The following is a 19,592-nucleotide window of genomic DNA, read 5'->3' as shown; positions in this document are numbered from 1 at the left end:
CGCCCCCGTCTCCCGGGGCACTTTGTATCAGGTCGCGGTGCGCCCGTATGACGGCGGCCGATCCTTCCTGGCGGTGCCGAAGCGCGATGGGCGCGGCCCCATGTCGAACACCAGCTCGCCGCCCTGTGCGAGATCGGCATGGGCGATCCAGTTGCGCGTCCAGGGCCGGCCATTCCAGCGCACCGACTGAATATAGGGATGCTCGGCGGCGTTACCCGGTGCGCGGATACGCAAGGTTCGGTCACCACCGAGCGCGACCTCCATTGTATCGAACAAGGGCGACCCGAAGACATAGACCGCGCTGGTCGGATCGACCGGGTAGAAGCCGAGCGCAGACAGGATGAACCAGGCGCTCATTTGCCCGCAATCATCATTGCCGATCACGCCGTCGGGGTCGTCCTTGTACATCTCGGTCAACAGCCGGCGGACCATTGCCTGGGTCTTCGCCGGCGCGCCGGCATAGGCGTAGAGATAGGCGGCGTGCTGATCGGGCTCATTGCCATGCGCATATTGACCGACCAGCCCGGCGATATCAGGCGGCGCATTGGCCGGGAGAGTCGACGGGCCATTGAAAAAGGCATCGAGCTTCTTCTCGAACCCGGCATCGCCGCCGAACAGATCGATCAGGCCATAGACGTCGTGCTGGTTGAGGAACGTCGCTTGCCAGCCATTGGCTTCGGTATAATCGCGCCACCATGGCTTGGGCATGTGGCCGATCTGGATCGGGTCATAGGGTGTCCACCAGCTGCCATCGGCGAAGCGCGGGCGCGCGAAGCCGATCGAGCGATCGATGACGTTGCGGTAATTGAGGCTGCGCTTGCGCAAGGTCGCGGCATCGTCATGCGCGCCGGCGGCGTCGGCGATCACTGCCATCGCCCAGTCGTCATAGGCATATTCCTGCGTGCGGCTGACCGATTCCCAGGTCTTATCGGCCGCGACATAGCCGAGATCATAATAGTCGCCGCGACCAAGTGAGCTGTCCGAATCCTTATAGTCGCGGTCGAACGCGCGCTTGCGGATGTTCGGCCACGCCGCGGCATAATCGGCCTTGATGCCTTTCGCCTGCGCTTCGGCGAGGACCGAGACCGAGTGCCAGCCGATCATGCAGCCGGTTTCGAACCCCTGCAATGGCCATACGGGCGGGCCATAGGGACTGTCCTGCGTCTGGCGGAGCAGGTCGCGCACCAGCAGCGCCGTCTGCTCGGGCTGGATCAGGGTCAGCAACGGATGGAGTGCGCGATATGTGTCCCACAGTGAATAGGCACTATAGGCGCGCTCGCCGGCCGGAAGCGTGCGGATCTTCTGGTCGAGCCCCACATAGCGCCCGTCGCGGTCGGTGAAGAGCGTGGGCGCAAGCGATGCATGATAGAGCGCGCTCGCCATAATGGTGCGCTGCTCAGCCGTGCCGCCAGTCACCCGAACACGGTCGAGGACCCTGGCCCAGGCCCGTGCCGCTGCGGCACGTTTCCCCTCGAAATCCCAGCCCGGCGCCTCGGCGAGCGCGGCGCGGGCTCCAGCGACATCGACGCCTGAGATACCGGTCTTGATCTCGATCGGTGCTGCGCCCGCATCATCGAAGAACAGCGCGACCTTGAGGCGGTGCCCCTTTACCCCCTTGCTTCCCTCGGACGCGGGCTTGTCGTCATCGCCAAAGAACTGCACCCGGTTCGGCCGGCGCGACAGTTGCATCGCAAAATGGATGTGCCGCCCCGCGGCCCAGCGAAACACCTGCCGGCTGCCGGTCAGTGTGCCATATTCATCCAGGTCGAGCGACGCATTGTCGATGCGGATGGGTTCCTCCGCCTTTTCCTGTTTGCAATGCGCGAAGTCGATCAGGATGTGACCCGGCCCTTTGGGAAAGTGATAGCGGTGCAGGCCGGTGCGCTCCGTCACGGTCAATTCGGCGGCAACCCCGGACTCGAGCAGGACGCGGTAGGATCCGGGCTCGGCCTGTTCGTTCGAATAACGCTGGCGATATCCGTCCTCGGGCTTTTCGGGCGTGCCCGGCACCAGCTTCAGGAGGCCACGGGTCGGGACCACCAGCACGTCGAGCATGTCGCCGATTCCGGTGCCCGACAGATGCGTGTGCGAGAAGCCCATGATCGAGCCGTCGGACTGGTGATAGCCGGAACATGCATCCCATCCGGCGACATTGGTGTCTGGGCTGAGCTGTACCATGCCCCAGGGCATTGACGCGCCCGGGAACGTGTGGCCGTGGCCGCCCGTGCCAAAGAACAGGTCCGGCTTGGCCGCCGCCGGTGTCCGCCCGCCTGCGCCGGCGGGCAGCGTCGCGGCGATAGTGGCCAGCCCGGCCCCAGCCAATAGTTCGCGGCGATCCATCAGTAAGTCTCCCCAAGCAGGGCAGGCTTGCGCCGCTCAATGTCGAGGATCAGATCGCCGAACAGCCCGTTGGCCCAGGCAAACCAGGGCCGTGTGAATTTCTTAGGGCTATCCTTGTCGAAGCTCTCGTGCATGAAGCCGGTCCCGGCATGGGTCGCCTTGAGCCATTTGAGGCATTGGCGGATATCGTTGTCGCTATCGCTCATCAGGGCATGGGTGATGATCGACATCGGCCAGATCATGTCCATGCCGACATGCGTTCCGCCGATCCCCTCGGCCGCGGCTCCCTTGAAGAAATAGGGGTTACGCGGGCTCCAGGCGAGCGCCTGGCTGCGGCGATACAGCGGGTCGTTACGCTCGGCCGCGCCGAGCAGCGGCAGGCCCGATAGGCTCGGCACATTGGCATCGTCCATGAAGATCGCGTTGCCATAGCCGTCAATCTCATAGGCCCAGACCTCACCACCCTTGCCGTCGGGCATGCGGCCATGCGCCTTGAGCGCCGCATCGACTTCATCGGCCAGCGCCGTTGCTGGTCGTGCTGCGGCCGCATCGCCGCGCGCTTCGGTCAGCACCATCGCCAGCATGCGCAAGGCCGAGACCGCGAACAGGTTCGACGGGATCAGGAAAGGATATTGGCAGGCGTCGTCCGACGGGCGGAATCCCGAATGGATCAGCCCGATCTTCTTCGTCGGGGCGCCGTAGCCGTCGAACATCAGCGTTTCGGTCGGCGACTTGTCGACGCGCTGGAAATGATAGGGACCAGGGCCGTCCTTGCGCTGCTGGACCTTGAGCGTCTCGACCGCCAGCGTCATCGCGCGCGCCCATAAATCGTCGAACGGCGCCTTGTCCTTGGTGGCGTTCCAATAAGCGTGCGCGAGGCGCATCGGATAGCAGAGTGAATCGATTTCCCATTTCCGCTCGGCGACGCCCGGTTTCATATCGGTTAGGTCGCTGATTGCCGGCAGGCTCGATTTGGCGGTGGGATCCTCCATGAAAGCATTGGCATAGGGATCGAGCAGGATCGACCGCGCTTGCCGTTGGATCGCGCCGCAGAACAGGCGGCGCAGATCGGCGTCCTGCGGCGTCAGATGGACATAGGTGTGGAGTTGCGCGGAACTGTCGCGCAGCCACAGCGCCTCGATATCGCCGGTGATGACAAAGGCGTCGGGCTTGCCGTCGACCACGCCCATCTTGACCGTGGTATCGAGCGTGCAGGGATAGCAATTCTCGAACAGCCAGGCGATTTCCGGGTCGGCGATCCGCCGCTTCACCCGTGCGATTTCGGCCTCAACCGCTTTGCTCACGAAGCGCCGCTGTGCCTTTGGCGGGCGCTTGCTGGCAAATCCCGCCGGTGCGGCCCAGCCATTACTGGGCAGCGCCAGGGACAGCGCCAGCACGCCCGTTCCGGCAATCACGTCGCGCCGCGTCGCCATCACTTGTGCTCCGCGCTGGTCATCGAGAAGGGTGCATCGGCCTTGCGGCTGCCCCATGCCGTATTGGGCTTCGGTCCCATGACGAAGCGCAATGTGCCGCCCTGCTGCAGCGCCTCGCGCGATAGCCATGTCCTGGCATGCGGCTGGCCGTTGAAGGCGACCGACTGGATATAGACATTGTCCGGGCCGTTATTCTCCGCCTCGATCGTCAGGGTCTTGCCGTTCGGCATGGCCAGCCGGACGGACCGGAACAAGGGGCTGCCGATCGCATATTCGCCGACCGCCGGCGTGACCGGATAGAAGCCGAGCGCCGAGAAGACATACCAGGCCGAGGTCTGACCATTATCCTCATCGCCGGGATAGCCGTCGGGCGTGGCTGCGTAGAGCCGCTTCAGCACATCGCGCACATGGTACTGCGCCTTCCACGGCGCGCCGGCCCAGTCGTAGAGATAGATCATGTGCTGGATCGGCTGATTGCCATGCGCATACTGGCCCATGCCGACAACCTGCATTTCGCGGATCTCGTGGATCGTGCTGCCATAATAGCTGTCGTCGAACACCGGCGGCGTGGTGAAGACCGAATCGAGCCGTCCGACAAACGCCTTGTCGCCGCCCATCAGGTCGATCAGGCCCTGCACGTCCTGCATCACTGACCAGCTGTAATGAAAGGCATTGCCTTCGGTGAAAGCGTCCCCCCATTTGTACGGGTTGAACGGCGTCGACCAGGAACCATCCCGGTTGCGGCCACGCATCCAGCCGCTCTTCGCGTCGTAGAGCTTGCGATAATTCTGGCCGCGGCTCGCATAGAGCTTGGCGTCTTCGGTCTTGCCGAGTGCCGCCGCCAGTCGCGAAATGGCGAAGTCGGCGGTCGAATATTCGAGCGTGCGCGCGGCATTCTCATTGATGCCGGCGTCATAGGGCACATAGCCGAGGCGGTTATAGTCATCGACGCCCTCGCGCCCGACCGCGGTCAGTACCGCGCCTTTCTTGTCGGTCGGGCGCCCCTGAGCGGTGGTCGCGCTTTTGACCATCGCCTGATAGAGCGTCTCGACATCGAAACCGCGCACACCGTTGAGATAGGCATCGGAAATGATCGACGCGGAATTGGCCCCGATCATCACGTCGCGGTACCCCGGGCTCGCCCATTCGGGCAGCCAGCCGCCTTCCTTGTAGGTGTTGACCAGCCCCTGCATGATCTCGCTGTCGCGCTCCGGATACATCAGCGCGAAGAACGGGAACACAGCTCGCCAGGTGTCCCAGAAACCATTGTCGGTATACAGGAACCCGGGGTGCACGCGGCCGTCATAGGGGCTGTAATGGACCGGCTTGTTGGCCGCATCATATTCATGGAATTCGCGCGGGAACAGCAGCATCCGGTACAATGCCGAATAGAAGGTGCGGCGATTGTCGAGGCTCGGGTCGCTGACCAGGATGCGCTGGAATTCCTTCTCCCACGCCGCCTTGGCCTTGGCGCGAGTCGCCTCGAAACTGTCTTTGCCGATCTCGCGATCGAGATTGCGCGCGGCCTGTTCGGCGCTGATGAACGATGACGCTACGCGCACGCCGATTTGTTCGCCGTCGCGGGTTTTGAAGCTGACCACCGCGCCGACATGATCGCCTTCCTGAGCCGCCCTTGCGGCAAGCTGCCAATTCTCGTCCCAGGTGCGGGTGACGGCGAAGGCGTGGTCAAATTCCGCGACGAAATAATTGCGGAAATTGTCTGGCACGCCGCCGCGATTATTGCTGACATAGCCGGTGATGCGCCGGTTCGCGGCATCGATCTTGACCATCGATCCGCCGGCATAGCCATCGAGGATGATGTGCGCGTCGTCGCTTTTGGGGAAGGTGAAGCGGAATTGCGCGGCGCGGTTGGTCGGCGCGACTTCTGCGGTCACGTCATAATCGGCGAGATAGACCTTGTAGCTGTACGGCCGCGCTTCCTCCGCCTTGTGGCTGTAGAAGGTCGCGCGCTCGTCTTCCTTGATCTTGAGTGGACCGGTTTCGGCGAACAACGCGAACGCAGCATAATCGCCCATCCACGGGCTTGGCTGATGAGTCTGCTTGATCCCGTTCAGTTTTTGCGCGTCATAGGTATAGCCCCAGCCATTGCCCATCTTGCCGGTGACCGAGGTCCAGAAATTCATCCCCCATGGCACCGCGACGGCGGGGTAGGTATTGCCATAGGACATGCTGTGATCGGAATCGGTGCCCATCAGCGGGTTGGCCAGGTCGACCAGCGCCTCGTCACCGGAAGCCGCCGCCGGCGTTACCGTTTCCTGCGCCATGACCGGCGTGCCGATCATGCCGATCGCGACGATGGTCGCTGTCATCCGCCTCAACATACTGGTCATGTACGGCTCACTTTCTGCTCGTGGGGCGGGGAAGGGGGCGGGGTTGGGTGACGCCGGTGTTGGTGATCTTCACCGGCCGGATCGTGCCGTCCGGGTTGAAATCCATGCGGTCGATGGCAAGTTCGCGGTGTTCACCGACCTCGTCGCCGAGCGGGCGGCGGTGATAGACGATGTACCAGTCATCGGTTCCGGGCACGTTGATCACCGAATGGTGACCCGCACCGCGCGCGATCTTCATGTCCTGCGCCAGGATCGTGCCCATCGGCTTGAACGGGCCGGTGGCACTCGGTCCGGTGGCATAGGCGACGCGGTAATCGGGGCCGGTCCAGCCGCCCTCCGACCACATCAGATAATAGATGCCCTGGCGTTTGGTCACGAATGATCCCTCGACATAGCCGGCGGGCGTGATTTCCTTATAGGTGGCGCCGTCAGGGAAGGGCAGCACCGACTTGAGGTCGGGCGCGAGCCGCACGACGTTGCAGTGACCCCAGCCGCCATAATAGAGATAATATTGCCCGTCATCGTCGCGGAAGACGAACGGGTCGATCGGTTGCGCGCCATTGTGGAAAGCGCCGATCAGGGGCTTGCCGATCGCGTCGCGGAACGGACCGCCGGGGCTGTCGCTGACCGCCACGCCGATCCCGCCCAGTTCATCGTCGCGCTGAATGTCATTGGCGCCGAAGAACATGTAATAGCGCCCCTTTGCCTCGATCACCGACGGTGCCCAGATCGCATAGGCAGCCCAGGGCACCATCTCCACAGTCAGGATCTGGCGGTGTTTGGTCCAGGTGACGAGATCGCGCGACGAGAAGGCGTCGAGAAAGGTCTGGCGCACATAGGATTGGCGGACCGTCTGCCGCTTGCGCGCTTCCTCCTGCGCCGGCGAATAATGCGGCGCATAATCGGGCTCTCCCTCGTCATCGGAAACGGTGGGATAGATCCAGTATTGTCCGGCGAAGATGCGAATTTCCGGATCGGCATACCAGCCGGCCGCGATAGTGCTCGACGCAGACACCGCCGCCGGCAGAGCCAGCACGGCAATCGCGGCCAGTCGCGACACCCAATTCCTCATCGCGCTCGCATCTCCATCGTCGATCGGCCGCAGCCAGGCAGACTAGACAGGGCGGGGCCGCCGCGAAAGCGGCCCCGAAATATCATCGGCAAAACGTCAAAACTTGAACGACGCACCGAGGTAGAAGCGACGGCCCGAATAGACGTTCGAAACGAAGCGGTCCTTCGTATCGTTGCCCAGATGCTGGCGCTGTTCCGACTTGGTGAGATTGATCACCGAGCCGGTGATCTGCACGTTCTTGATGATCTCGAAGGCTGCGTTGAGATCAATCTGCTGGTACGGATCATCGTAGATGTTGAGACCCGATGATAGCCCGCGCACGACCTCGCCGCGGCGGTTGTACGACGCCCGCAACAGCACCGGGCCGTGTTCGTAGAACAGCGACGCGTTAACCTGGGTCTTCGCGCTGCCGACCAGCGCCGACTTGCCGACACTGGTTCCGTTCAGCGTCACGTCCGCGAGCGATGTGTCGTTGTAGGTGAAGTTGACCTGCGCGCCCAAACCGAAGTCCAGCGTGTGCTGGGCATAGACCTCGACGCCCTGCGAGACCGCGCTCGACCCATTGGCCTGCGTCGCATATTGCTGGACCGTCACCGACTGTCCGGCAACATCCTGTTGCAGGTCGACGACCACGGGCACGATGAAGTCCTTCACGTCCTTGCGGAACAGGGTGAAGCCGACGACCGACCCGCGCGCGAAATACCATTCGGCGCCGAGGTCATACTGCCACGCATTGAACGGCTTCAGGTCGAAGTTGCCGCCCTTGCCGAACCAGCCGGCCCGCGCGCCGAATTCCGCACGGTCGAAGACGAACGCATCCGAATTGAACGTCAGCTCGCGCGACCCGGCAAGATCGTCATAGCCCGGCCGCGAAATAACCTTCGACACCGCCCCGCGCAGCAGCAGGTTAGGCTTCGCTTCCCACGAGATGTTGAAGCTCGGCAGCACGTCCGTGTAGCTCTTCGATTCGCTGTTTGGGCTGAACACTCGCGGCCGGCGCTGACTCTCCGGAATCACCAGGCAGTTGCCGTCCTCGCCCCGGGGCTTGTTCGGATCGAACGCCCCGCCCGGACCATTCACGCAATACTCATTCTCGTAGATCAGCGAATCGGTGGAGACGCCGCTCTGCCTGGTGTTGACGACGCGCACGCCGATATTGCCGCGGATGCCGTTATCCGTCTTGAAGTTCGCCTGAACATACCCCGCCCAGATCCGCTCCTTGATGTTGTAGAGATTCTGCGGCTCGGGCACCCGCACTGGACCGTTGTAGGTGTCGTTCAGATAATTGATGTATTCCTTGATGTTGATCGCCGGGAAGGCGGTCGTCTCGAAGCCTCCAGCGATATTGCCCAGCGAATTGGGGTAGAAGATCTTCGGCAGGGCCAGTGCGCCGCCCGGCGTATCCTGGAAGCGCAGCGTGTTCGCCGCGTCCGAATACCATTCAAAGCGTCCTGTCTCGCGGTGGATGCGCGCGTCTCGCCATTTAGCGCCCACCTGGATGGAGTCGATGAACGAGTCGAAATGGCGCGTCACGTCGACCTGTGCGTAGCGCTGCGACATCTCGCTGTTGGTAAAGCCCGAACCGGTCGATCCAAGATCGATCTGCGCCACGCCGCTGAGCATCTTCTGCAGCACGTCGGGCGAGAACTGCATCGCGATCGACTGGTTCGTGAAGTTCCACGCGCTCAACATGTTGCCGTTGACGGTGCCGTTGCGCGGCTTGGCCTGTGCGAAGAACTGGAACGATGGACCGCCGGTCGCCTTTGTCCTGCCGAGTTTGAAATCGACGTTGAGGCGACCGACCTCCCACTCGCCGGCGACGTCGAACGTGTTGGATACGCTTTTCTGACGGACGTAGGTAGCTTGCGGTGCCGGCGTCTCCATCGTGCATAGATTGCCGGGAACGCGACAGCCCGTTCCCTCGGGGGGAACCTGAAACGACGCACCGGTGAAGATCGTTTTGCTGGGATCCAGCGTCACACCGGTAAAGAAGTTGCCATAGCCCCATTCCGGGATCTTGATCGTGCTCGACGTGTAATCGCCATCGAGCTGGAACCGGAAATAATTGCCGGTGATCGTCAGATTATCGAACGGTCGCGCCTGTATGGTCGCCTGAATGCCGAGCCGCTTTCGCTTTTCGTCCCGGATAGTTTCGCTGACCGACTGCGGGATCCAATAGCCGCTATAGTGCTTGCCGTCGCGCGTAGTGACGCCCGCGTTCGAACCGCCGTTCCAATAGGGGATGGCGGAATCGTTCGCGAAGGTGTTGCCGTGGGCGTCGCGCGCTGGCTGGGTCGCCTTGTTGTCAGTCCACCACTGCCAGCTATCGGCGTTCGAGCTGAGCGTACGGTTGGTGCGCTCCTGATAGGTTGCGCCGAGCAAAAGGCCGAGCGTCTGATTCTCGTTATGCCATGACAGCTGGCCTGAAACATTCGGTTCGACCTTCTTGGTCACATCGGCATAGCTGCCTTCGACGGCGATGTTGCCCGACCAGGGCTTGAGGTCGAAAGGTCGGCGCGTGTGGTTGATGATGAGGCCGCCGACGCCGCCTTCATCCAGCCGGGCTTCCGACGACTTGAACACTTCGACCTTTCCAATGAAGGTCGAAGGCAGCAGCAGATAGTTGAACGACCGGTCCGGACTGTCGCTGTCGGCCGTGGCGATGAAGTTGCCGTTGAGTTCGGTCAGTGTCAGGTCTGAACTCAGGCCGCGGATGCTGACGCGTGATCCCTCGCCGCCGTCACGCTCGATGATCACACCCGGTACGCGCTGCAGCGAGTCGGCGACGTTCTTGTCGGGGAATTTGCCGACGTCCTCCGCCGTGATCACATCGATAAAGGCATTCGCCTCGCGTTTGCTGTTGAGGCTTGCCTCGATCGACTTGCGATATCCGGTGACGACGATGTCCGCGCCATCCTGTTGCGCGTTCGGGTCAGTGGCGATGGATGGCGCCTGGCGTGGGGTGGGCGTCGCCTGCGGTTCGGCCGGGGCGCTGGTGGCGGGCGGGACGACCGGTGCGGTCTGCGCCTGGGCAATCCCGGAACAGCCGACGCACATACCGGCGGTCACCATCAGTTTGCGAACCATCAGCCGACGTGCGGTCGCGCCATGGCGGTCCGAATTATGAGTGGTCATTCGACATCCCTCCTGTCGACGGGGCGCCTGTAACGCTCCCGCATTGTCGTTCGCGCTGCCTCGGGCCGGGCCAATCGGTCCCGCAGCCGGCACCGCGAGAGGGAGTTACAGAATATAAAAAGCAAATTGTCAATTAAATGGATCGAGGCCTGTTTGAGCCCGCCGCAAAGAGGCAGGGAAACGGCAGTTTTACGGGGGGAAATGAGCTTGGGGGCAGTCAATGTTGAGCGGTATCCGCTATTGGTACGACGCAACTGCTGCTCACGCCCGCCGGCAGTGGGCGCGAGTCTCGCGACGAGTCGTTGCTGTCGGAGCGGCCTGAGTTTGAGAAGAAGCATCCGCTGCGCTCGATGCTTCCAAATCTCCGCGAGTCTGGAGCCATGTGCTGGCCGATCTTGGCGATCTGTTCAATTAACCATCAGATATATAAAGATATTATTGGACACACTCGCCGGGAGGTCGCAGCCTGAGATGTGCGACTACCGGTGTCCCATATCTCTCGCTGCTCACCCCTCGGCCTCGTCGTTGGGGGTGATTCAAGCATCGCACGGGATCGGGCATCTCATGCCTCGCCGGATTTATGCCGGCGCGCTCTTTCTTATTGTCGAAAGAAAACAGATCGCCGCATCACCGTCATCGCAATGGCCTCGCGCATGGCCGGAGCTGATATAGCGCCCGATGTTTTAGCGTTCGGATGGTGAAGCTGTCAGCGGCGCGGCAATCCTGGCGAGGTCTTCGGGTGGCGCTTTAGATGTCGCGCGATCGTAGGTCAGCAGCCCGTTGATCTCATCCTCGACATCGGTCGTCTGCGTATAGACCGACGCGCTCAGGCCATGGTCGCGTGCCTGGCGAATGACTTCGGTCAGCTTGCGGCGGAAGCGCGCGAGATAATCGGCGCGGTCGGCTGCGGTCTGATAGCCCCAGTTGCGCTTGCCCGGACGCCAGATATGGCCGTCCACCGGCAGCCCGATCCCGCCATATTCGCCGATCACGATCGCGCGCGCGCTCTGTCGTGTCGGCACATTGGGCACGTCCTCATAGGTATGGATGTCGAACACGTCGGAGACCTGCCCGGCAACGTCGAGCCAGCCACTGTCAGCATTGACCAGGCGGGTCGGATCCATCCCCTTCACGTAGCGCGCGAGCGTCACCGAATCATATTGGCCCCAGCCCTCATTGTTGACCACCCACAGCACGATCGACGGAAAGGCGCGGAGCTGGCCGATCATGCGGGTCAGTTCCGCCTGATTCTGCGCCATCATTTCCGACGACATGACCGCCTGGCGCTGGCTCGTTCCGGCCAGGAACTGATCCTCGCCGCCGCCCGATGGCATGTCCTGCCACACCAGCATGCCGAGATGATCGGCGTCGTAATAATAGCGCGCGGGTTCGACCTTGATATGCTTGCGCACCATGTTGAAGCCGGCGCGCTTCAGGAAGATCAGGTCGCTCTTCATCGCCTCTTCGCTGGGCGGCGTCAGTAGGCCGTCGGGCCACCAGCCCTGATCGAGCGTGCCGTTGTGGAAGAGCGGCTTGTTGTTGAGCAACAGCATCGGCTGGCCAGCCACCGGCCCAGCGCCGACCGAGATCTTGCGCATGCCGAAATAGGCCTCGACCCGGTCGCGCGGCGCGCCGGCAATCTGTGCCGCGGCATAGCTTTCCTGCTCGCGCCGGGTAAAGCGCGCGTCATAAGCCTTGCGATCGCGTTCCGGCTGACCCGCATAGGGATCGCGCACCGTCACCAGTTCGGCGGTGAGATCGTAGAGAAACGGGTCGTCGGGTGTCCAAAGCCGCGCCTTGGGGATGGCGAGCGTTGCGTGGCGATTGGCGCGGATGATCGTGCTCGCGATCGGCTTTCCGGCGCTGCTCGCGGTGATGCGCACTGCATCGGTATCGCTCGCCCAGCGATTCAGCGCGACATCGACGTCGACCACGCCGCGATCGATATCGGGCGTCGCGCGCACATCGGCGATATGCAGCTTGGGCACCGGTTCCAGCCAGACGGTCTGCCAGATCCCGCTCGACGCAGTGTACCAGATGCCATTGGGCTCGAGCGATTGTTTGCCGCGCGGCTGGCTGCCCGCCGAGGTCGGATCGGCCACCTGCACGATCAGCTCGTTGGCGCCGGGCTTGAGCTGGTTCGTGATGTCGAAGCCGAATGCGTCGGAACCGCCCTGATGTGCGCCGACGACCGCGCCATTCACCCACACGGTCGCCGCGAAATCGACCGCGCCGAAATTGAGCATGACGTTCTGGCCGCGCCAGTCGGCCGGGATCGTGAAGCTGCGGCGGTACCAGATGCGATCGTCGGGTCCGACGCGACGCGCCACACGCGACAGGTGCGATTCGACCGGGAAGGGGACCAGGATCTGACCGTCCATCCGGCTTGGCTGCGCCGCCGATGACGGTGTGATCGCATAGTCCCACAAGCCGTTCAGGTTTTGCCACTGCGCGCGCTTGAGCTGTGGCCTGGGATAGCTGCGCCATGCCGTGTCGGGCGTCACCTCCCGACCCCAGCGCGTCACCAGATCGCTGGTATAGACCTGATCGCCGGGGGTGGCTGCCGGCCCCTGCGCCGCCGCTGGCGGCGCGAACAGAGCGAACAGGCAAAGCAGCGGAACCCTCGGCGTCATTGACTCATCTCCGATCTATCTGCCGATCGTGCGGGAATCGCCACGCGAGCGATGCATCGCGGCATCGCCGCCGGACGGCTTCCACAGCGCGCCGGCCTTGGGCAGCAGGAAGTGGCTGAACGGCAGAATGGCGGCCCCGACCGCCGGCGCATCTTCCGACAGTGCCGCCCGCGCGACCGGCGCGATCACTGGCGCATTGGAAGAGTCGTCGCCGATCACGGCGTTGACCCGTTCGGCCAGCTGCTCGACCAGCCACATCGGCAAGCGGCCGCCGATCAGCACCACCGACGGATTGATCAGGCAATTGATCGCGTCGAGCGGCGTGCACAGGCATTGCGCAGCGTCCTCCACCCAGCGATCGACGATTTTGCCCACTGCGCCGCTGTGATCGGACGATCCCATCACATCGGCGAGCGCGAACCCGTCGGCTGCCAGCCGACTCGCCAGGCCAGACAGGGAAACCAGCCGCTGAACCTGCTCGCGTTCACCATGACTGTTGGGCGCGAGCATGAAGCCGAGTTCGCCGCTGCGCCCATCGGCCCCGCGGACATAATTTCCATCGACGACGAAACCGCCGCCCAATCCCGACGAGATCAGGATGTAGAAGAAATTGCTGTAGCGCTGTCCCTGGCCGAGCTGCATTTCGCCCATCGCGGCGGCGGCGGCATCATTCTCCACGAACACGGGCACGTCGAACGGGTCCGCGAACAGCTTGGCCATGTCGATGCCATCCCATTTCGCATAGGCCGGTGGTCGCCCGGGCAGGTCGACGAGGCCGAGATCGTCGGGCGCCGCGACGCCCAGGCCGACGATATTCACGCGATCGACCTTGGCGGTGCGCAGCATGGTGCGGATCGAACGACGGTAAAGTGCGCTGACATGTGCGGGCAACGCGAAATCAATCTCTTCCGATACGCGTGCCAGCGTCTGCCCGGAGAAATCGACCAGCACGATGGTGATGTGATCGCGATCGATGTTGACGCCGATCGAATAGCAGGCGTCTCGCCGCACGACGAGCTTGGTTGGCGGCTGCCCGCGCCCACCGCGCCGCTGGCCGGCCTCTTCGATCAAGCCGTCCTGCAACAGTCGCTTAGTGATGTTGGCGATCGCCGGCGCGGTGAGCCCGGTGATGCGGGCAAGTTCGACGCGGGTCAGCGATCCACCGAGCCGGATCGCATGGAGCGTGACACGTTGATTATGATCGGCCGCGCGCTCGAGATTGGTGCCGGACAGCCGTACGCGCTCACGTGACGAATCACCGGTCATGCGCACGCTCCATCAAGTCGTCTGCTGCGCGGATCATTCGTGGCGCTACACCCAGCCAAGACATTGTTCATCGAAAACAATCCTCCCGCCATCGCTTCTAGCGACCCGGACGCTACGGACAAATCCCGGCGATCGGCGACATGATGGCGAGTTTGGAGGACCGGGCAACCGTCGGTGCTACCGGAACTCGATCTCGCCACATATTGACCGGCCATCCTCCATTCCGCTTCTCGTTAATTTGAATTATGCAATTTGATGTATTAAATATTCTGCTTGGCCACGCAAGGCCTTGGACGGTTCCGGGCGGTTAACGACTCTGGACAAAAGCAAAGGGAGAGGATGATGAATCTGAGGCGCGACCCGGCCGAGGCGCTGAGTAAGAGGTGCGGGCTCGCCGCCCTTTCCGAAACGGCGACCGGCTCGTGGTGACCGGCATGGCGCGCGCCAACGCGCAGGGGCGCCCATTTGCCGGTGTCGAACTCGGCGGCACCAAATGCGTGTGTGTGCTTGGACACGGCCCCGATGCCGTGATCGAACAGCGTACCGTCCCGACGACCGTTCCGGACGAGACATTGCCTGCGATCCTCGCGATCCTGCACGAATGGCAGGCCAGCCATGATTTTCGCGCTCTTGGCATCGCCTCGTTCGGGCCGCTGGAACTTGACCGCGCCCGCACTCGGTTCGGCCAGATACTGGCGACGAACAAGCCGGATTGGCCGGGTACGCCGGTGTTTCGGATCTTGACGGATCCGTTCGACGTCCCGGCTGGATTCGACACCGACGTCAACGGTGCTGCGTTGGCCGAGATCCGGTGGGGTTGTGGCGGTGGTCTGGCCGACTTCGCTTATGTCACGGTTGGAACCGGGATCGGCGTCGGCCTGATCGTTCATGGCCGACCGACGCGCGGCATTGGGCATAGCGAAATCGGGCATATGCGTGTGCCGCGGCTCGCCGACGATGCGGCCGCCAGCGCGTGTCGTTATCATGACGATTGCGTCGAGGGACTGGCGTCGGGGAGTGCGCTGGTCGGACGTCTTGGTGGCCGGGCGCTCGATACTCTCACTCCCGATGATCGAATCTGGGACCCTATCGTCGCGGCACTCGCTGCGATGTGCCACGGATTGGTCTGCACGACGGGACCGCTACGCATCGCGATCGGCGGCGGCATGATTTCGGGACAGCCGCATCTGCTTGAACGCATCGAAACGGCGCTGGTGCACAGCCTGTCGGGCTATATCGAGCTGCCACGCGACGGGCGCTATATCGTCGCGCCGAAACTGGGCGGCATGGCGGGTCCGCTTGGCGCGATTGCACTGGCCGACGAAGCTTCGCTGCAACGATCCGGATGATGCGGCAAATGGCGCCGCCAGCGGTCACTGTCGAAATCTTGTAACGAAGCGCTGACCACAGCGCGCAATGAGGGTGCTCCTAATCCAAGGAGTACCCTTGTATTAATGTTGGTCGTCAGTTCGCCGCCGCGGCTCGGTTTTGCCTGCGTCAGCTTCACCGCTTCCTGCTCCGGCATTCGCGTCGGCGGGCCATGTCACGTGGATCGACGCACAGTTTTACCGCCCAAAGTTACGATCAAGCGAAAAGGAATTTCAGGCGACCGCATAGCCGGTGGCGGAATGCCGTGCCGAACGCATCGTAGTCGCTGCGTACCCGGGCTGAAGAGCATGCCAGCAGCTCGGAGGCGTTTCAGGGTCGGACGGAAGGAATCTGATGTCATACACTTGTCTGATCAGCGTCGAAGATCTGGCCAGCCGGGCGGACGAATTGGGTTTGGTGATCATCGATTGCAGCTTCAGTCTGGCAGACCCGGGCGCGGGATTGGAGGAGTATCTCGCCGGTCATATTCCAGGCGCCCAATATCTTAATCTCGAACACGACCTGTCGAGCTTGTCCGATGGTCGTAACGGCCGGCATCCGCTGCCCGATGCGCAAATGCTCGCGGCAACCTTGCGACGCTTCGGACTGAATCGAGACGATCAGGTGGTGGCTTATGACGCGTCCGGAGGGCCATTTGCGGCGCGCGCCTGGTGGTTGTTGCGTTGGCTTGGCCATCCAGCGGTGGCGGTGCTCGATGGCGGCCGCAAGGCATGGGCCGAGGCCGGCCAGCCATTCGAACAAGGGGAATACTCCGAACCGCCGATCGGAGATTTCGAAACAGCCGAGCCGAACCAATTGATGACCGTGGACGCCGTCGATGTTCTGGCAAGCATTGATGCATCGGATTCCCTTATTCTCGATGCGCGCACCGCCAAGCGGTTCCGCGGGGAGGCCGATCCGCTCGACCCGATCCCCGGGCGAATTCCAAGTGCGGTCAATCGTTTCTATGGCGATAATCTCGCCGCGGATGGCCGGTTCAAATCACCCTCCATCCTGGCCGATGAATTCGCCGCGACCCTGAATGGCACGGCCCCCGCCGACGTGATTCTGCAATGCGGATCGGGCGTGACCGCTTGCCATAATGCGCTGGCGATGGAAGCGGCGGGGTTGCGTGGTGCGCGACTCTATCCCGGGTCGTGGAGCGAGTGGATTGCCGATCCGGATCGTCCCCGGATACGGGGCTGACATGGCCCCCATCGGCCCCTCGGCACGATACGCGTTGTTTCTGCTGACGCTGTCGTTTCTGTTCGCAGCGCCGGCGCACGCCGAAGCCGCGTCGCCATCGCCAGCCCATTATCGATACACCGCACGGTTTGATGTGAAGCGCGGCACGATCACGGCGAGCGCGATCATCACCTTGCCGGCTGCAGGCGGGCAAACCGCGTTCGTGCTCGGTGAACGCTTCACGCTGACTAGGGCGTCGACCGATTGTGGCGCGCACATCGAAATCGCGCCGACCCCCGCACCTCTCCCGCATCTTCAGCGCATTGCGATCCGATCGGGTGAGACCGTGCCAACGGACTGCCGGGTGACGATCGCCTATCACGGGCCGATTGATGAAGCCGGAGAGAAGCGGGCGTCATTGTCGGCTAACCGGATCGAACTCGGTATCGACACGATGTGGCTGCCGGTGCGTCAGGATCTGGGCATGGCGTTCACGATCGATGCCGATATCTCAGGACTGCCGAGTAGCCTTGTGGTGTTGTCGCAAGGCGAGCTGGCGCGCAGCGGCGACCGGTTGCGCATTCGCCGTGAAACGACGGACAATGATCTCGTGCTCGTCGGCGCGGCGGGACTCAAGCGCAGCACGGCGGCGGATGTCGATTTCTATACCGCGACCCCGGACGATCCGCTGGTCGCGACGCTGCGCAACAACGCGTTCGGGGCCGCCGCCTTCTATCGCAACCTGTTCGGCGCCCCGCAGGTCGGGCCGGTGCGGATGATCATCGTGCCGCGCGGCAGCGGTGCCGGTTATGCGCGGCGTGGGCTGGTGGTGATGCCGACCTTCCGTGACGCCGGCGCGCCGACGCCGCCGTTCGACGCCGCCAGCCCCGCGCGCTTCGTCGCGCATGAATTCCGCCATGCCTGGGGTGCGACGCCCGATGTGGGGTTCGCCAATTACTGGATGTCGGAGTCGGTCGCAGAGTATTTCGGCCTGCGTTACGTTGAGGCAGTGCTGGGTGTTGCTGAGCGCGACACGATGCTGAAGCGCAAGACGGAGGCAGCCGCGAAAGCTGGGCCACTGCTTGGCGATACACGGCCGGGCGGCGCGGCGCTGTACCAGAAGGGGCCTTTGCTGCTGTTCGCGCTGGAAGCGAGAATCGGCCGACCTGCGCTCGACCGGATTCTCATCCGACCTGATCCGCCGATCACGACCGAGGCGTTTCTGGTCCGGCTGGCCGAGGTCGCCGGGCCGATAGCGGCCACGGCGTTCCGTGCGAAACTCGCCGATCCATTATGGCGACCGGACTGACTGGCGGAAAACATCGCGCCGACCATCATGGCTTGCGGGAACCGGGTTTTATTGGGGAGCGGGCGGATGCGCGGACGGAATAGGATCAGGCTGGGGATGCGCGCCTTCCTCGCCTTCGCCGCACTGATGCTGGCGATGCCGGCGTTCGCGCAGGTCAGCTTTTCCGTGACATTGCCTGGCGATGCAAAGACCGGTCCGGTCACCGGCCGGTTGATCGTCGTCGCCGCCAGTTCCGATACGGCCGAACCGCGGTTGGTGATCGGGATGAACGGACCGCCGTCGTTCGGGGTCGATGTCGACGCGCTCAAGCCTGGCAACAGTATCAGTGTTGGGCAGGAGTCGATCGGCTATCCGATCGACCTGAAGCGCCTGCCGCCGGGCGACTATTCTATCCAGGCCGTGCTGATCCGCTATGTCCTGGCGAAGCGGTCAGACGGCCATAGCATCTGGGTGCCGGCGCCGAACCCGGAACGGGCACCCGCATTTTTGAGCGGCGGGAATCTCTACAGCAAACCGATCAAGGTAAAGGTCACGCCGACATCGCCGGCACCGATCGCGCTGTCACTGACCGAGACGATTTCCCGCCCGAACCGTTCGTCGATACACCGTGGCTCAAGCACGTCCGGATCAGGAGCAAGATCCTGTCCGATTTCTGGGGCATCCCGATGACGATCGGCGCGACGGTTTTGCTGCCCAAGGGGTTCGATGAACACCCCAATGCCCGCTATCCCACCGTCTACGCGCTCAGCCATGGTGATGTGCCGTTCGGCTTCGACACCGATCCTGCCACCGATACGCCGCGCGCCCGCGCGCAGGCGGCCGATGGCGGGCTCAAGACCGGCTATCAATTCGCGCAAGAATGGCAGGGCGACCTGCCGCGCTTCGTCGCGATCACCTTCGAGCAGTTCAGCCCGTATTTTTTCGAATCCTATGTCCTCAATTCGGCCAATAACGGGCCATGGGGCGATGCCATCACCAAGGAGTTGATGCCGTATCTGGAAAAGAAGTTCCGGCTGATCGACCAACCTTATGGCCGCATCACTGAAGGAGCATCGACCGGCGGCTGGGAATCGCTGGCGCTGCTGCTTCATTATCCCGACATGTTCGGCGGCGCCTGGACCTTCAATCCCGATCCGATCGACTTTTCGCGCTACCAGCTGACCGACGTCTACAAGGACGCTAACATGTTCGAATTCCGGTTCAACGACTGGCAAGTCGCCGACCGGCCCTTCCGCCGGACGCGCGAAGGGCAGCCGGGGCTGTCGGTCCGCGACCTGTCGAAGCTCGAGGCGATGCTGGGGTCGAAGGGGCGTGGCTATTACCAGCTCGCGATCTGGCAATCGACTTATGGCCCGGTCGGCGAGGACGGCTATCTGAACTGATGGGGTGGATGCCCCCTTCGCCCGGCATCGTATGATGCCTGACCGGCGCGACAGTGCGCTGGAGAAGGAGGAGCACATGACTGACGTTCACATTCTCGCGATCGATCTTGCCAAGCGC

At 63.0% G+C, this 19,592-nt stretch carries 12 protein-coding genes; 5 read left to right on the top strand and 7 right to left on the bottom strand.

Annotation, left to right across the window (positions count from 1 at the left end):
• Positions 1–27: 27 nt before the first annotated feature.
• The 7 genes from ACRECS_RS14470 to ACRECS_RS14440 form a co-directional block, all read right to left on the bottom strand.
• Complete coding sequence (locus ACRECS_RS14470) at positions 28–2,340, bottom strand: GH92 family glycosyl hydrolase (protein WP_431583652.1); 2,313 nt, start codon at positions 2,338–2,340, stop codon at positions 28–30.
• Positions 2,340–3,773 (bottom strand): glycoside hydrolase family 125 protein, encoded by a 1,434-nt coding sequence (locus ACRECS_RS14465; protein ID WP_431583651.1) that lies wholly within the window; start codon positions 3,771–3,773, stop codon positions 2,340–2,342. Before ACRECS_RS14465 ends, ACRECS_RS14470 begins: the two co-directional genes overlap by 1 nt.
• The gene (locus ACRECS_RS14460) at positions 3,773–6,076 is read right to left on the bottom strand and encodes a GH92 family glycosyl hydrolase (RefSeq protein ID WP_431583701.1); all 2,304 of its coding nucleotides are present in this window, start codon (positions 6,074–6,076) and stop codon (positions 3,773–3,775) included. The genes ACRECS_RS14465 and ACRECS_RS14460 overlap by 1 nt, the downstream gene beginning before the upstream one ends.
• Positions 6,077–6,131: 55 nt before the next feature.
• A complete protein-coding gene (locus tag ACRECS_RS14455) occupies positions 6,132–7,196 on the bottom strand; it encodes a glycoside hydrolase family 43 protein (RefSeq protein ID WP_431583650.1) in 1,065 nt (354 codons plus the stop codon).
• Between the two features lie 96 nt (positions 7,197–7,292).
• On the bottom strand, positions 7,293–10,331 hold the full coding sequence (locus ACRECS_RS14450; protein WP_431583649.1) for a TonB-dependent receptor: 3,039 nt from the start codon (positions 10,329–10,331) through the stop codon (positions 7,293–7,295).
• 683 nt (positions 10,332–11,014) lie between these two features.
• Positions 11,015–12,964, bottom strand: a complete 1,950-nt coding sequence (locus tag ACRECS_RS14445) for a glycoside hydrolase family 2 protein (RefSeq protein WP_431583648.1) — start codon at positions 12,962–12,964, stop codon at positions 11,015–11,017.
• A gap of 15 nt (positions 12,965–12,979) precedes the next feature.
• Positions 12,980–14,230: an ROK family transcriptional regulator gene (locus tag ACRECS_RS14440; RefSeq protein WP_431583647.1), complete on the bottom strand. Its 1,251-nt coding sequence runs from the start codon at positions 14,228–14,230 to the stop codon at positions 12,980–12,982.
• 434 nt (positions 14,231–14,664) lie between these two features.
• Here ACRECS_RS14440 and ACRECS_RS14435 point away from each other — a divergent pair, with 434 nt between their 5' ends.
• The 5 genes from ACRECS_RS14435 (at position 14,665) to ACRECS_RS14415 (ending at position 19,474) form a co-directional block, all read left to right on the top strand.
• Entirely contained in the window at positions 14,665–15,579 is a 915-nt protein-coding gene (locus tag ACRECS_RS14435; RefSeq protein WP_431583700.1) for an ROK family protein, read from the top strand.
• Between the two features lie 373 nt (positions 15,580–15,952).
• Complete coding sequence (locus ACRECS_RS14430) at positions 15,953–16,804, top strand: sulfurtransferase (protein WP_431583646.1); 852 nt, start codon at positions 15,953–15,955, stop codon at positions 16,802–16,804.
• A gap of 1 nt (position 16,805) precedes the next feature.
• Complete coding sequence (locus ACRECS_RS14425) at positions 16,806–18,092, top strand: hypothetical protein (protein WP_431583645.1); 1,287 nt, start codon at positions 16,806–16,808, stop codon at positions 18,090–18,092.
• Positions 18,093–18,158: 66 nt separating this feature from the next.
• Positions 18,159–18,761, top strand: a complete 603-nt coding sequence (locus ACRECS_RS14420) for a hypothetical protein (protein ID WP_431583644.1) — start codon at positions 18,159–18,161, stop codon at positions 18,759–18,761.
• Positions 18,758–19,474, top strand: a complete 717-nt coding sequence (locus tag ACRECS_RS14415) for an alpha/beta hydrolase-fold protein (protein WP_431583643.1) — start codon at positions 18,758–18,760, stop codon at positions 19,472–19,474. The genes ACRECS_RS14420 and ACRECS_RS14415 overlap by 4 nt, the downstream gene beginning before the upstream one ends.
• Positions 19,475–19,592 lie beyond the last annotated feature (118 nt).

Origin of the sequence: Sphingomonas sp. (assembly GCF_050725575.1) — a bacterium.
Lineage (GTDB): Bacteria > Pseudomonadota > Alphaproteobacteria > Sphingomonadales > Sphingomonadaceae > Sphingomonas.
Note: the sequence above shows the minus strand (reverse complement) of the source record. Positions and strands in the feature narration are given on the sequence as shown.

Excerpts from the sequence above, each read along its gene's own strand:
- ACRECS_RS14455 (WP_431583650.1), bottom strand. The coding sequence starts at position 7,196 with ATGAGGAATTGGGTGTCGCGACTGGCCGCGATTGCCGTGCTGGCTCTG.
- ACRECS_RS14460 (WP_431583701.1), bottom strand. The coding sequence starts at position 6,076 with ATGATCGGCACGCCGGTCATGGCGCAGGAAACGGTAACGCCGGCGGCG.
- ACRECS_RS14435 (WP_431583700.1), top strand. The coding sequence starts at position 14,665 with ATGGCGCGCGCCAACGCGCAGGGGCGCCCATTTGCCGGTGTCGAACTC.
- ACRECS_RS14440 (WP_431583647.1), bottom strand. The coding sequence starts at position 14,230 with ATGACCGGTGATTCGTCACGTGAGCGCGTACGGCTGTCCGGCACCAAT.
- ACRECS_RS14465 (WP_431583651.1), bottom strand. The coding sequence starts at position 3,773 with ATGGCGACGCGGCGCGACGTGATTGCCGGAACGGGCGTGCTGGCGCTG.
- ACRECS_RS14415 (WP_431583643.1), top strand. The coding sequence starts at position 18,758 with ATGACGATCGGCGCGACGGTTTTGCTGCCCAAGGGGTTCGATGAACAC.
- ACRECS_RS14450 (WP_431583649.1), bottom strand. The coding sequence starts at position 10,331 with ATGACCACTCATAATTCGGACCGCCATGGCGCGACCGCACGTCGGCTG.
- ACRECS_RS14420 (WP_431583644.1), top strand. The coding sequence starts at position 18,159 with ATGCGCGGACGGAATAGGATCAGGCTGGGGATGCGCGCCTTCCTCGCC.
- ACRECS_RS14470 (WP_431583652.1), bottom strand. The coding sequence starts at position 2,340 with ATGGATCGCCGCGAACTATTGGCTGGGGCCGGGCTGGCCACTATCGCC.
- ACRECS_RS14445 (WP_431583648.1), bottom strand. The coding sequence starts at position 12,964 with ATGACGCCGAGGGTTCCGCTGCTTTGCCTGTTCGCTCTGTTCGCGCCG.
- ACRECS_RS14425 (WP_431583645.1), top strand. The coding sequence starts at position 16,806 with ATGGCCCCCATCGGCCCCTCGGCACGATACGCGTTGTTTCTGCTGACG.
- ACRECS_RS14430 (WP_431583646.1), top strand. The coding sequence starts at position 15,953 with ATGTCATACACTTGTCTGATCAGCGTCGAAGATCTGGCCAGCCGGGCG.